Genomic DNA, 12,251 nt, shown 5'->3' with positions numbered 1-12,251 from the left:
TAACCGACGACGTAGTCCGCGGGCCGGTGCGGGACCGACACTGACATCGGTCCCACACCATCCTGCACGCCGTGGCCGGGGGGCCCTCCCACGACATCGACGCCCCTACGAGGGATCGATGACGAGGGAGGTCCCGTCGGCCACCACGTGCGAGGGCTCACGGCCGCGATGGATGCCTTCGCCGACATCAGAGTTCTGGGTCAGCCTCTGGTGAACCACGACGGAGCCCTCGATGGCGACGGGCACACGGTCGTTCGGCCGGCCAGGACGCCGCTGGATGAGAACGGGCTGATCACTGCACGCCATTGCCTCCCGTCACTTGGGTCGACCCAGTTCGAGGCAAGCCCGGACTCGTCGCTCCCAATGCGGGCGAGGGCTTCGTCGGACCCCATGCCACCCCGCCGGCGGTGGCTCATCAACGCGGACGGTGAGGCGTGGAACACGTGGGACGCCGAACCCACCCGCGGCGCCACCTGCCGTGTCGCGCACCGCATGGTCTGCCCCTGCCTCGCCCCCGAAGACCCATGGCCGTGGGGCACTGCCCTGCGCGAGGAGAACGGGCGCCGGGCGCAACGGTTGTTCAACCTCCCGGACCTGCGCGAACTGCCCGACGCCAGTTGAGCCATGGTCTGGTAGCCCCACTCCCCCAACTGCACCACCACCTTTCGCCTAGTGATACCCGCGGCCCAGGACGTGGACTCGACGCAGAGCCCCGACTTGGACTGGTCTGCGGATCGTCGGACGACGACATCAACGACTGCACTAGCTAGTGGGGTACAGGGCGCCGGAAAGAAAGCGTGAGGGCCGCAGTCAGCAGCACCAAGGGCAAGGCCAGAGCAGCCGCCCGTGCGTGGGTGACGAGAAGCGCTGCCAGCCCTGCTCCTGTCGGCAGTATCGCGATCACCGCAATGTTGTATCGCTCAACCTCTTTCCTGACGGCGAGTGCTACCAGCGCGCCGGTGAGAGCGCCCGTCATGTAGGTGGTCGAGAGATTCGGCCCGCCTGCGGCACGGATCATGCCGCCCTGGCATCCCATGCACACGGCCATGGCCGCCAGGAGGACCAGTTGGCCGGTGCCGGTCGGCTTGCCGTCCAGAGCGGCCCACGCGGACGCTGTGCCCGCGAGTCCAAGGGGTGTCCAGTCATCCCTGGCGGGACAGCGCGCGGCGTCAGATGCGGTGCATCGCAAGGGCACTCACGTACCGGAGACAATGGGCGGGATCCTCGTCGATGGCCAGGTGAAGTACGGGCTCCAGATCCCTGATAGGGCATCCCTTCTGGCCGGCTTCAGGCCGTCAACGGAGATCCATGGACTCGACGCGATTCCTGAAGCCGTTCGGCCGTCCGATCTCGGCGCCCAGGTGGCGGAGTAAGCCATTCGGTGTATTTACTGAGATAGTGCGTACGCAAGGGGTGTTCCATGGCCGCACCGGCCCATGAAGCAACGCGGCAGAGCTGAGAATGGGCCGTATCCGTACGGGGAGTCGTGGCCCCCACGGCGATGGTCAACGCCGGCCAGCGGAATGGCGCTCCGATCGGCATCTGCTGCGAGGACCCCGGCAGCGGGCAGCCGATCGTACTGATCCGTGAAAACGCGGGCCACATACCGCTCGTGCGAGAACACCGTCGATCGGCTGCGTTCGCTGATCAAAGACCTCATCTACGCGACGGTGGAGGGCGATCGACGCAACGCCGCCCGGACACACCCAGAGGTTGTCGATCCCGCGCTGCCGGACTTGGTGAAGGGATGAACGGTCCATGACGGGAGTCACCGGTCCCGCCCGGCACCTTCGTGGCCTCCTGGCAGGGGCTGCCGCGGGCGCTGCAGGGACCACGGCCCTGAATGCGGTCAGTTACTTGGACATGGTGACCCGCGGCCGGGGCGAGAGCACGACACCCGAAGTCACCGTGGAGCGGCTGTCGGAGACTCTGCACGTTCCGATCCCGGGCAACGAGGACGTACGGAAGAATCGCGTCAAAGGCCTGGGTCCCCTGACCGGCATTGCATCAGGTGTGGGCATGGGCGCTCTGCTCGGTCTTGCGCTCTCCTGCGGCTGGCGACCGGGAAGCGCGCTCCTGACCGCCACGGCGACGACGGGGGCTCTGATCGGAACCAACGGCCCGATGACCGTGCTGCGCGTGACCGACCCGCGCACGTGGTCACGCTCCGACTGGGTCGCCGACATCGTTCCGCACGTGGCCTACGCGCTGGTCACCGTCGCCGTCGTCAGAGGGCTGGAATCCGACCCGGCCGATCACGCGGGCAAGATCCGTACGGGAGTAAGGCAATGCGGCACCGCGCTCCGGCACGCCCTGTGCTCCTGATCGACGAGCACGCGGCGGGCGGAACGGAATCCTTCGAGCAGGCCCTGCTCCACCAGACCAGGACCGGGCCTCGAGGTTCGTCCGGACATCCCGCCGCGCTGCGCAAGCGCGGCCACCCTCCGGGGCGATCGACAGGTTGACCACGCCACGCGGCGCGGACTCGGCGAGCATGAGGCCATTGGCGACGAGTGCCGGTCCGTCCTGCGCGCGCAGCGACTCGCCCGACCACTTCACCAGCGGGTCGCCTTGGGTTTCGCCGGCCACTGAGACAAGGGGAGCAGGCCGTGGCGCGCCGGGCGAGGCCAGGCCCTTCACTCCGATACCCCGCCCCCTTCACCCGGTTGGACGGCGCCGCCGGGCCCGACGGCGCCGATGGGTGAACGCTGAGGTGCTGTTGGCCTCGAGGGAAGCGAGAACGGGATGACCGCATGGGCGATCTCCGGCACACGGCGTCGAATACTGCGCGCACACGTCACCGTCGCCGGATGTGCACTGGCCCTGTGCGCGTCCGCGGCAGCTCCGACTGCCGCGGAAGGCGACCCGACCGTCACGAAACCCACCGTGGTCCTCGTGCACGGTGCGTTCGCTGACGGCTCCAGCTGGAACGGGGTCATTTCACGCCTTGAGCGCAGCGGCTACACCGTCATCGCGCCTGCCAACCCGCTGCGCGGCCTGTACAGCGACTCGACCTACATCGCCTCGGTACTCGACAGCATCAAGGGCCCGGTCGTGCTGGTGGGCCACTCCTACGGCGGCGCCGTGATCAGCTCGGCCGCGGCCGGCAACCCCAGGGTGAAGTCGCTCGTGTACGTGTCGGCGCTGATGCCCGACGTGGGCGAGAGCGGGATGTCGCTGGCCGCGCGGTTCCCCAGTGAACTGGGAACCGCCACCAGGTCCGTCCCGTACCGGGAGAGCGGCCGCAGCGGGACCGACCTGTACCTCAAGCGCGACAAGGTCCACCAGGTCTTCGCCGCCGACCTGCCGGAGAGCGAGGCGAATCTGCTGTGGGCCACCCAGCGACCCGCCGCTACGACCGCGTTCTCCGAGAAGGCCAAGGTCGCGGCCTGGAAGCACATCCCGTCCTGGGCGCTGGTCGGCCGACAGGACAGGACCATCAACCCGGATCAGGAACGCTTCCAGGCGAAGCGCGCCGGTTCGCACACGGTGGAGATCAACTCCTCCCACGTGTCCTTGATCGCCCATCCCGCGGCGGTCGCCGACCTGATCCTCCAGGCGGCCGGAGCTCCCTCCGCCACCCAGCCGTCCCGGGCGGCCACGGGGTCCGCGAATGACGTCCGCGCCACGGCCGCCGTCGCCGGTTTCGCGGGAGCGTCCCTGGCCGCCGGCGCAGGGGTCGTCCTCCTCGGCCGCCGACTGCGACGCACCCGCCGCTGACGACGGGCGGACCCGGCGCGCCCCACACGCGTTCTCCTCTTCGGGGCAGACGAGCGGTTGCGAGCCGAGCCGTGCCCCGGATCGGCTCGGCTCGTAGGTTCGACGCAACAGTGCTTCACCGAGCCGACCACCGCTCACGACGGCGTCCTCACTGCAGATGATCCACGCCCCGCACCCGGCCGTCCCGGTCCGGCTCGCCCGCATCGATCAGATGCGCTTCGCGGGAGCGACCCGGCCCGCGCAGGGACGACAGTTCGGCCGTCAGCCAGCGGAAGACCTGCGGCACTTGGCGTTTCCACACCGCAATGGTGTGCGGCCCGCGCGTCTCGACCACCACCACCCGCGTCGGGGGTGCCGCCGCCCGCCGCAACGCGAGGCCGTCACGGTAGCCGTCGTTGCGCCGGCCCGAGAGGTACAGCGCGACGCGCGGCGGGACGGTGGCATGGCGCAGGATCCACAGTGGGTTGTTGACCCGCCGCAGCTCCGGGTCCCCGCCCGTGAGGGAGACCCGCTCGGCGGCCGGATCGTTGTATCCGGAGAGGCCCACGGCCGCCCGGTACCGGTCGGGGTGGGCGAGCGCCATCTTCACGGCGCAGTGTGCCCCGGCCGAGTATCCGGCCACCGCCCAGCCGCCCGCACGCCTCTGCGCGCGGAAGGTGTCGATCACCATCTGCCGGACGTCCACACTCAGCCAGGATTCGGCGTCCACGACACCTGGCACGTTGGCGCACCCGGTGTCCTGGCCTGCCAGCAGATTGGTGCGCGGCTCCACGAGGATGAACGGGGCGATCTGCCCGCTCCGCATCCCGGCCTCCAGCTGCGACTGCACCCGCAAGCCGCTGAACCACGCCTTCGCCGACCCGGGGAAGCCGCCGAGGAGTTCGACCACGGGGAACCTCCGGTGCCGGGAGGCCGGTTGGTTGTACTGGGGCGGCAGCCATACGTACACCTCGCCGCGCACCCCCGACACCCGACCGTTCAGCCGGGTGACGCGAACACCCCGGCCCATCCGGGCGTCATGCACCGGACTGAAATCCTGGACGACCTTCGGCTCGTTCGCCCGTCGTTTGTGGTCCCCGAGCCCGTCGCGCCCTAGGTCCGGAGCGGCGACGACGTGGTGTCCGGTGCCTAGCAGGTCGGCCCAGCTGTCATACAGGCCGTTGGTGTTGTTGACCATCACGAAGACGGTCAGCACGGCCGACGCCTGCGCGAGGACGACCATCATCAGCCGCAGCGCGCCGCGCATCAAGGCGGGGCCGCGCACGCGGGACCACAGCAGCAGGGGAAGCAGCACGGTGACCGCGGCCAGCGCGATCGAGGCCAGGAAGAACGGTGTCCCCGTCAGGCTCATCACGTCTGGGAGGATGCCGTACGCACTGCGCGGGTTACCCGCTTTTCCACCTTTTTACCTCGAACGCGAGAGACTGGGGAACGCCATGTTGACACCAGGAACCGTCGGCCCGTCTCCTGCCGGCCCGGTCTCCCGCGCGCGGGGACCCTGCGCGCGGGTGCACTACCGTCCCCGGACGAGACGGCAGGCGGTGGCCCGGCAAGTCGGTTCGTGACGGTTCGAGAGCTGGAGCTCGGGCAGGCCGGACGGCCCCGACGACGTTCTCGGCGGCGCCGGAACCACAGCGCGGGTAACCGGACGCGGCACTCGGGGCAGACAACGCCGCCGCCGAGCGGCGCCGGACTTCCACACCACCGCCGGGCAGTGGACTCACCCTCGGGTCGGGTGTCGGTGATGACCGTGACGGACTCCCTCGGCGCGGCCCCGTCGGCATCACGACCAGCATCAGTAGGGCACCGTGTCGCACAAGGTCTCCGCCCAGGCAGAGGCGCCGTACTCGTTGGCCGCGCGCACCGTGACGCAGATCTCGTCACCGGAGTACGGACCCTTGATCGTGTAGCTGGTGCCGCTGGTCGAGTAGGTGGTGTCGACGTTCTTCTTGGTGAAGTTGCTGCCCTTGTTGGTGTAGTGGATGTCGTACCTGGTCGCTCGGGAGATCGCCGACCAGCTCACCTTGATCGGCATGTCGCACGCGCCAACACAGGAGTTGGTGTACGCAGCCTTGTAGCTCGTCATGGCAGGCGGCCGGGAGCCGGAGGACGAGCCGCCGGAGCCGGCCGAAGCACCGCTGTCCGAACCCGAAGGGTCGGACGACCCCGTAGAGCCGGACGCACTGCTGGTGCCGGTGCTTCCGCTGTCGGAACCGCTGTCGCGATCGGGTGAACTACCCCTGCTCTTCCGCGCGTTCGGCTCCTGCGGCCCACCCTTGTCGCCCTGCCCCTTCTCTCCGCCCTCACCCTTGCCGTCGTCCCCGCCCTTCCCGTTCCCTCCCTTGGAGGGTGAACTACTGGGATTGCTCGCTGAGTTGCTGCCAGAAGGAGTGGCACTCGCACTGCTTCCCGGTGGCTGCACGTGCGTTCCTTCCCCGCCGCCCCCAAAGGGCTGGAGCAGGACGGCCGCGCCGCCGCCGACGGTGATGACGGCAACGATGGGCAGAACGATGAGCCTGCGGCGCCCGCGGGGCAGCCGTTCGTGCTCCCGCCGTCCCGTCGTGGTGTCGTTGTCCGCCGGGACGACTTCGGGAGGCCCGCCCTTCGGCCGCAGCCCGACGGTCGCCAGGTCCACGCGCTCCTCCCGCAGCGGCGCCGCCTCGGCGTCGAGCAGCCGTGCGGACTGCTGCGCGAGGTGCGCGACGACCTCGGCAGGCAGCCAGGCCCCGCGCGCGGCACGGGGACGGGGTCGCTCGGGGTCCTCCAACAGCTCGTCCACGTCGGGCCGTTGATCGACACCCTTCGTCAGACACCGGGCGATGAGCGCCCGCAGCGCGGCGTCCTCGACACGCGTCAGGTCGGGCTCGCCCTCCACGATCTGGAACATCACCGCGTGTTGATTGCTTGCCCCCTGCCCGAACGGCAGCTGCCCAGTCGCCGCATACGTCAGCACGCACCCGAGGGTGAACACGTCGCTCCTGACCCCCGCGCGCTGCCCACGCACCTGCTCCGGCGACATGAACCCGGGCGAGCCGATGGCCATCCCCGTACTGGTCAACAAGGACTCGACGGACGTCTCGAGCGCCCGCGCGATCCCGAAGTCGATGACCTTCGTGCCGTCCACGGTGAGCATCACATTGGACGGCTTCAGGTCGCGGTGCACGATCCCGGCGCCGTGAATGTCCTTGAGCGCCTTCAGTAACCCGTCGGCGAGGAAGTGCAGGGAGGTGGCCGGCAACGGCCCGTACAGCCGCACGACTTGTTCAAGCGAGAGCCCGGGAACGTACCCCGTGGCGACCCACGGCGGTTCGTCGCCCGGACCCGCGTCGAGCACCGGCGCCGTGTACCGCTCACCGACCCTCCGCGCCGCCTCGATCTCCCGCCGGAACCGCGCCCTGAACTGCTCGTCGGCCACGTGCTCCTCGTGCACCACCTTCACGGCCACGGTCCGCCCGCTGTCCGACCGCGCGAGGAACACCCGCCCCATGCCGCCGGCACCGAGCCGCCCGAGCAGCAGATACGGCCCGATGCGCGCGGGGTCGCTCACCGCGAGCGGCTTGATACCCCCGTCGACCCTGTCGTCCCGCTCGTCGCGTCCGTCCCCGTTCGTACCGCGCATGATGGTGTGACTCCCCGCTCTTCCCGCCTGGTCAACGGCGTAACTCGGATGACGATAGACGTTGTTGATGTACCTGGTGAAGTTGAGGGATGCGTTGTACGAGTGGGGCGGTTCCAACCCGGCCCTGTCTTGCCGGCATCCCGGCGGGCCGGCACTGTCGGAGCTGCTGAACAGGCACAACGCCAGAACGTCGTTGACCGGTTCCGGGCTGATCTCTTCAGTCAGCACACCGGGGTTACGGCAGTTCAGGGTGTGGGCGACGGGTAGAGGGTGCTCGCATTGTTCCGGGGCTTCGGTCTGTTCCTGCCGCACGGGCCCTCCGCGAACGCCCGGATCAGGTTCTCCGTCGCCCGGGTGACGAACCGTCCGGTGCGTGCGTCCATTCCATGGTTGCGTCCGTTGTCCGGAGTTCCGGCCATGAGGGCCTCGACCCATCGCATCGTCCCGGAAGCGAAGACGCCCGATCCGCTCGGCACGGTGTAGTACGCGGAGTCGGAATGGCTGGGCGTGCCCTTGTAGAAAAGAGGGGAGTGCGCAACGACCTCGAGCGGCGCCGGGGTGGGCATCCCCGGCGTGACCCGGTCGTACTCCACCCCGACGAGATGGTCGAAGGAGTCTCCGCGCCTGACCCCCGTCCCTTCGAAGAGCCAGTGGTCGTCAGCATGGACCACATACGGAGCGTCGACCGGATAGCCCTCGTAGAGGACGCCGGTGAGGGAGGATTCGGGGTCGGCTCCGGGCTGCTGTCGGAAGTCATGTGTCGGCATGGTCGGATGGTCGGTGAGGTACGGGTCTGCTCGGTAGTCGGATTTGTAACAGACCACTGTGCGTGCGTCGCCGGTGGGTCCCCGCTCCAGCCTGATCCGGCGGAAGCAGGCGTTGGCGCCGAGGAAGGCCACATTGGTACCGGAGTCACGCGCCCGGGTCACGTGGTCCCGTTGCTGTGGGCTCCAGTACTCGTCGTGGCCCAGGGAGAGCACCGCCCTGGCGCCGTGAAGCACGCCGGGTTCGCGATGGACGTCGACCCCCGTGGTGTAGGCGAGCGGAATTCCCAGCCGCTCAGCGAGAACGACTACCGCCCTCTCGTAGACCATGAACTTCTCGGCACCGCTGCGGTCATAGGGCCGGTCGAAGCTGACAGCGAGCGACCGTGTCCCGTACGCACCGTCCTCGCCGCGATAGAGGCTGTATCCACCCCAAGCGTTGTACGCCTGCCAGGTCGACGCCGCGTGCATCAGCACGGTCCTGCCGGCGCCGGATGCCGAACGGACGATCAACGGCACATAGCGCTGGTGGCCGTTGTCCGCTTCCAGTCGGAGCAGGTAAGCGCCCTCCGGCCAGCCGTCGGTGCGTACGCCGAGCGTGCGCTTCCAGTCGGCCCGCACTGTACGAGTCGCCTCCAGCAGCCGGGGCCGGGCCTGGACCGAGCCGGCGATACGGCGCGAACGCCACACCAGGCGCGCCTGCTGTCCCCCGTACCAGCCGACCCGGTAGGCCGAGACCCGGAAGCCGGACGCGGTCGTGGAGACGTACAGACCGAAGTCCTCGCCCGGCAGCACGCTGACCTTGTCGGTGAATCCCTGGACGGCATCGGGCGTTCCCTCCGAGCGGATACGCCAGTCGGGGTTTCCCTCACGGGTCCGCTCACCGTCCCCCGTGGACCGGCCGGAGTCGGGCGGGGTCGTCCCGGTGCGGGGATCCTTGGCAACGGAGGAGCGGCAGCCGGCCGCCATCGCACCAGCGACGGCAACGGCGAGGAAATGCCTGCGCTCCAGACGACCGAGCACCTCGGCGTCCTGCCTGTCGGCCTGCTCCATGTCCTCCGCCAAGTGTTCTCCGCCGCGACACCGTCACAGCCGATCGTCACCCGCCACACGCTCGCGGACGAGCCGAACCGGGCACACGGGTCAGCGCCCGTGGTGAGCCGGACCATGCGCAGGGCCGCCCCGGTGACCGAGGGGGTGCGGACGGACGCATCACGACATGTGGTGCGCCCGCGATGCTCCTACCGTGGAGGCATGCGGGTGCTGGTGGTCGAGGACGAGGTCCGCACCGCGGAGCTGCTGCGACGCGGGGTGACCGAGGAGGGGTACGCGGTCGACGTGGCCGCGGACGGTCCGGACGCTGTCTGGCAGGCAGCCGAGGTGCCCTACGACCTGATCGTCCTGGCTGTGATGCTGCCGGGATTCGACGGCTTCGAGGTGTGTCGGCGGCTGCGGGCCGACGGATGCTGGGCCCCCGTTCTGGTGCTGACCGCCCTCGGCTCGGTCGGCGAACGGGTGCACGGTCTGGACGCCGGTGCCGACGACTGCCTGTGTTGCGTGCGGCTGGGCCTCTCGTCGGGATCCTGCCGGACCACGCCCGACGTCAGATCGCGTCGAGCTCGACCTCCTCGTAGACCCGCTGCCACCAGGTGGCGACGTCGTCCCTGAAGGCATCCGGGTCCTGGCCGCGGAGCCCGTCCCTGATCTTCAGTCCGAAGGCGACGCGGGCCGCCTCGGCCGGGTCGTCCTCCTCCTCGGGGTCGTCCGGCTCCAGGTCGTCGAAGTCGTCGAGGTGCTCGCTGCGATGGTCCCAGGCCGCCAGGGCGTCGAGGAACGCGAGCAGCGAACTGTTGACGAAGCGGGGTTCGGGGAGGGCCGGGTCCGGGATCACGACCCGGCCCTCCGCGTCGAGTACGTACTCCAGGGCGTGCGAGGACTCGTGCCGGCCGAGTCGCCAGTACGGCCCCTCCCCCGCCTTCGCCGTCACCCGGGTGAACGGGGCGCCCTGCTCGGACGGGTAGAACATCCCGTACACCTCGTTCGGCAGCCCGTAGGTACGGGCCACCTCCAGAGCCTCACGCACGGGCTGCGGCCACTCGCCCGCCGCCGCAACCGCATCCGCGTCCAGGGCGAGGATGCCCTCCTCGTCCCAGGACTCGGGTGTCAGCCACTGCAGTACGTACTCCACCGGTCATTCCCTTCGAGAAAAGGCTTGCAGAAGGTGATCGAACGCCTGCTTGCCTCAGCGCGCCGCCCAGGCTACAGAAGCAGGCCGATCCGCTCCCTGTAGGCATGGGCGAGCGGCAGCGACGCCGTGTAGAGACGGTCGACGGCCGCTACGTCGATGCCGTCCGGGCCGGTGGCCGCACGGACATCGGCGAGATCGTCGACCTGGCGCCGGATCTCCAGTTCACGGAGGTCCGCCGGATCGTCGCCGTTGCGCACCACGGGGATCATCTCCTCCAGTGCGTCCGCGAAGGAATGCATCGCATCCAAGGCGTCCGCGACCGTTTCGGCGCTGGAATCCGGATCGTCCCACGCTTCGAGCGCGTAACCTGCGATGTCCAGGACGTCCAGTCCCCAGGTACCCGGGCCGTCCGGTTCCTCGATGTGCTCACCATCGGGCTGAACGATCTCGTTGTACACCTCCAGAACTTCCGCGAGTTCGTCCGTGGCCGGCTCTCCGGAGGCGAGGGCCCTGGAGACGGCCACAGCCCGCTGGAAGAAGGCCTCCGAACCGGGGAAGGGCTCGGAGAATCGGCCCTCCATGGGGAACAGCGAGAACCTGTGCAGAGCGAGCGACGCGATGACCGCCAGCCCCGCGGGGCTGACCTCGGCCAGCCCCGCGGACGTTACTTCGACTTCGGACATCTTCCCTGTCCCCTACCAAGCGAACGACCGGGCGCCGGTGAAGGCATCCCCACTCGGTGCCTTCCGGAACTTGTTGAGGATCAGAGTCTTCCAGTGAGTCCCCACGAGGCGGGCAGCGCCCACGGTGTCGCTGAACGGTTGGAGCAGCTCGTTCTGGCACCAGAGGCAGACCGGCCGGTTGGCGGCGCAGGCGACAGGAGCCCACCCCATCTTCTTGATGTGGGCGAGAGCGCTCACTTCCGCATCCCCGGGAATGACGTCGGCCAGAATCTCCGAGCCGTCCGTCTTCATCGCGTTGGATCTTCGGGTCCACGATGCGGTCCCCGCTGGATGCGAGGACATCGACGAAGGTTCCGTCACCCTTGTCGGCCCTGATCATGGCCGTGGTGCGCTTGCTCTGGGCCTTCTTGTTGAGCTTGCCGTGCATCTGCTGCACACGCTTGTCGAGATCCTTGGCGATCTGTTCGTGCAGTTGTGGACAAGGACCCTGGCACCGCCCGCCAGCACGTAATAGTCGTGGACGGCGTCCACCGTGAGGTTGTGGACACGCTCATGCCGTCCCGGCGGACGGCCGTCGAGAAGCGCGTCACGCTGCCGTGGAGGAGGTCCGTCCGGGTGCCGCGGCGTATCGCCATCGGGTGACGTCCGAAAGCGTGGACCGATCGGCACTCGGCCGGACGCACCGACGAGCGACTCGCGAGGGCGGACGGCGCGGGCAGGGACGGCTTTGGCAGGGCACTTCCTGAACAGGAAAACAAGTTCACTTCTGCTGGCTGCGACCTGGGCATATAAAAGCGCAATCACCCGGATGCGAGCCCGATCTCTACTCCGATCGGCCGAATGCCCAGCAGCTCACTTCGTCAGCCCGGACCCTCTCGCCTAAAGTTCCGGCGTGGCCGGTATGCCGTCGGCCGAAGGAGCGTTGAAGTGGCGAACAGGGTCACCGTCGGACCGGCTGATTCCGACGATTCGTACGAGGACGAACTGCCGGCAAAGCAAAAGCGGCCAGGCAGCATCGTCGTGAAATGGGCGACTACCACCGATCACAAGACGATCGGCACGATGTACCTGGTCACATCGTTCGCGTTCTTCGTCATCGGCGGTGTGCTGGCGCTCTTCATGCGCGCCGAGCTGGCCCGCCCCGGCACGCAGATCATGTCGAACGAGCAGTTCAACCAGGCATTCACGATGCACGGCACGATCATGCTGCTGATGTTCGCGACGCCGCTGTTCGCCGGGTTCGCGAACTGGATCATGCCGCTGCAGATCGGCGCGCC

13 protein-coding genes are annotated in these 12,251 nt (G+C 68.8%); 6 read left to right on the top strand and 7 right to left on the bottom strand.

Annotated elements, in window-relative coordinates:
• Nucleotides 1–390 precede the first annotated feature (390 nt).
• Entirely contained in the window at nucleotides 391–621 is a 231-nt protein-coding gene (locus ACFU6I_RS45245) for a DUF6083 domain-containing protein (protein WP_384379423.1), read from the top strand.
• Nucleotides 622–766: 145 nt separating this feature from the next.
• Here ACFU6I_RS45245 and ACFU6I_RS45240 read toward each other — a convergent pair whose 3' ends face one another.
• Complete coding sequence (locus ACFU6I_RS45240) at nucleotides 767–1,195, bottom strand: DUF1275 family protein (protein ID WP_384379420.1); 429 nt, start codon at nucleotides 1,193–1,195, stop codon at nucleotides 767–769.
• 563 nt (nucleotides 1,196–1,758) lie between these two features.
• Between ACFU6I_RS45240 and ACFU6I_RS45235 the strand changes: the two genes are divergently transcribed.
• Both ACFU6I_RS45235 and ACFU6I_RS45230 read left to right on the top strand, forming a co-directional pair.
• Nucleotides 1,759–2,325 (top strand): hypothetical protein, encoded by a 567-nt coding sequence (locus tag ACFU6I_RS45235; protein ID WP_384379417.1) that lies wholly within the window; start codon nucleotides 1,759–1,761, stop codon nucleotides 2,323–2,325.
• Between the two features lie 420 nt (nucleotides 2,326–2,745).
• Nucleotides 2,746–3,720: an alpha/beta fold hydrolase gene (locus ACFU6I_RS45230; RefSeq protein WP_384379414.1), complete on the top strand. Its 975-nt coding sequence runs from the start codon at nucleotides 2,746–2,748 to the stop codon at nucleotides 3,718–3,720.
• A 148-nt stretch (nucleotides 3,721–3,868) separates the two neighbouring features.
• Here ACFU6I_RS45230 and ACFU6I_RS45225 read toward each other — a convergent pair whose 3' ends face one another.
• From ACFU6I_RS45225 to ACFU6I_RS45215, 3 genes are all read right to left on the bottom strand, one after another.
• Nucleotides 3,869–5,071, bottom strand: coding sequence for an alpha/beta hydrolase (locus tag ACFU6I_RS45225; protein WP_384379429.1), 1,203 nt, complete (start codon nucleotides 5,069–5,071; stop codon nucleotides 3,869–3,871).
• 444 nt (nucleotides 5,072–5,515) lie between these two features.
• Nucleotides 5,516–7,339, bottom strand: coding sequence for a protein kinase (locus ACFU6I_RS45220; protein WP_384379411.1), 1,824 nt, complete (start codon nucleotides 7,337–7,339; stop codon nucleotides 5,516–5,518).
• 245 nt (nucleotides 7,340–7,584) lie between these two features.
• Nucleotides 7,585–9,156, bottom strand: a complete 1,572-nt coding sequence (locus ACFU6I_RS45215; protein ID WP_384379426.1) for a N,N-dimethylformamidase beta subunit family domain-containing protein — start codon at nucleotides 9,154–9,156, stop codon at nucleotides 7,585–7,587.
• A gap of 201 nt (nucleotides 9,157–9,357) precedes the next feature.
• Here ACFU6I_RS45215 and ACFU6I_RS45210 point away from each other — a divergent pair, with 201 nt between their 5' ends.
• A complete protein-coding gene (locus tag ACFU6I_RS45210) occupies nucleotides 9,358–9,771 on the top strand; it encodes a response regulator (protein ID WP_384379408.1) in 414 nt (137 codons plus the stop codon).
• On the opposite strand, the gene ACFU6I_RS45205 is transcribed toward ACFU6I_RS45210, so the two are convergent.
• The 3 genes from ACFU6I_RS45205 to ACFU6I_RS45195 all read right to left on the bottom strand — a co-directional run bounded on the left by ACFU6I_RS45205 (nucleotide 9,707) and on the right by ACFU6I_RS45195 (nucleotide 11,265).
• Nucleotides 9,707–10,291, bottom strand: a complete 585-nt coding sequence (locus tag ACFU6I_RS45205) for an SUKH-4 family immunity protein (RefSeq protein ID WP_384379405.1) — start codon at nucleotides 10,289–10,291, stop codon at nucleotides 9,707–9,709. The two genes, ACFU6I_RS45210 and ACFU6I_RS45205, sit on opposite strands and share 65 nt — an antisense overlap.
• 71 nt (nucleotides 10,292–10,362) lie before the next feature.
• Nucleotides 10,363–10,974 (bottom strand): hypothetical protein, encoded by a 612-nt coding sequence (locus tag ACFU6I_RS45200; protein WP_384379402.1) that lies wholly within the window; start codon nucleotides 10,972–10,974, stop codon nucleotides 10,363–10,365.
• Between the two features lie 12 nt (nucleotides 10,975–10,986).
• Nucleotides 10,987–11,265, bottom strand: coding sequence for a hypothetical protein (locus tag ACFU6I_RS45195; protein ID WP_384379400.1), 279 nt, complete (start codon nucleotides 11,263–11,265; stop codon nucleotides 10,987–10,989).
• 183 nt (nucleotides 11,266–11,448) lie between these two features.
• Between ACFU6I_RS45195 and ACFU6I_RS45190 the strand changes: the two genes are divergently transcribed.
• Together ACFU6I_RS45190 and ACFU6I_RS45185 are read left to right on the top strand one after the other, a co-directional pair.
• A complete protein-coding gene (locus ACFU6I_RS45190) occupies nucleotides 11,449–11,616 on the top strand; it encodes a hypothetical protein (protein ID WP_384379397.1) in 168 nt (55 codons plus the stop codon).
• Nucleotides 11,617–11,814: 198 nt separating this feature from the next.
• Nucleotides 11,815–12,251: cbb3-type cytochrome c oxidase subunit I (locus ACFU6I_RS45185; RefSeq protein ID WP_384379394.1), on the top strand; the 437-nt coding region annotated here is incomplete at its 3' end.

It is taken from the genome of Streptomyces sp. NPDC057486 (assembly GCF_042802415.1).
Classification (GTDB): domain Bacteria; phylum Actinomycetota; class Actinomycetes; order Streptomycetales; family Streptomycetaceae; genus Streptomyces; species Streptomyces yanii.
This window is presented reverse-complemented; position numbering and strand designations above follow the sequence as displayed.

Excerpts from the sequence above, each read along its gene's own strand:
- ACFU6I_RS45245 (WP_384379423.1), top strand. The coding sequence starts at position 391 with ATGCCACCCCGCCGGCGGTGGCTCATCAACGCGGACGGTGAGGCGTGG.
- ACFU6I_RS45235 (WP_384379417.1), top strand. The coding sequence starts at position 1,759 with ATGACGGGAGTCACCGGTCCCGCCCGGCACCTTCGTGGCCTCCTGGCA.
- ACFU6I_RS45230 (WP_384379414.1), top strand. The coding sequence starts at position 2,746 with ATGACCGCATGGGCGATCTCCGGCACACGGCGTCGAATACTGCGCGCA.
- ACFU6I_RS45225 (WP_384379429.1), bottom strand. The coding sequence starts at position 5,071 with ATGAGCCTGACGGGGACACCGTTCTTCCTGGCCTCGATCGCGCTGGCC.
- ACFU6I_RS45220 (WP_384379411.1), bottom strand. The coding sequence starts at position 7,339 with ATGCGCGGTACGAACGGGGACGGACGCGACGAGCGGGACGACAGGGTC.
- ACFU6I_RS45215 (WP_384379426.1), bottom strand. The coding sequence starts at position 9,156 with ATGGAGCAGGCCGACAGGCAGGACGCCGAGGTGCTCGGTCGTCTGGAG.
- ACFU6I_RS45210 (WP_384379408.1), top strand. The coding sequence starts at position 9,358 with ATGCGGGTGCTGGTGGTCGAGGACGAGGTCCGCACCGCGGAGCTGCTG.
- ACFU6I_RS45200 (WP_384379402.1), bottom strand. The coding sequence starts at position 10,974 with ATGTCCGAAGTCGAAGTAACGTCCGCGGGGCTGGCCGAGGTCAGCCCC.
- ACFU6I_RS45195 (WP_384379400.1), bottom strand. The coding sequence starts at position 11,265 with ATGAAGACGGACGGCTCGGAGATTCTGGCCGACGTCATTCCCGGGGAT.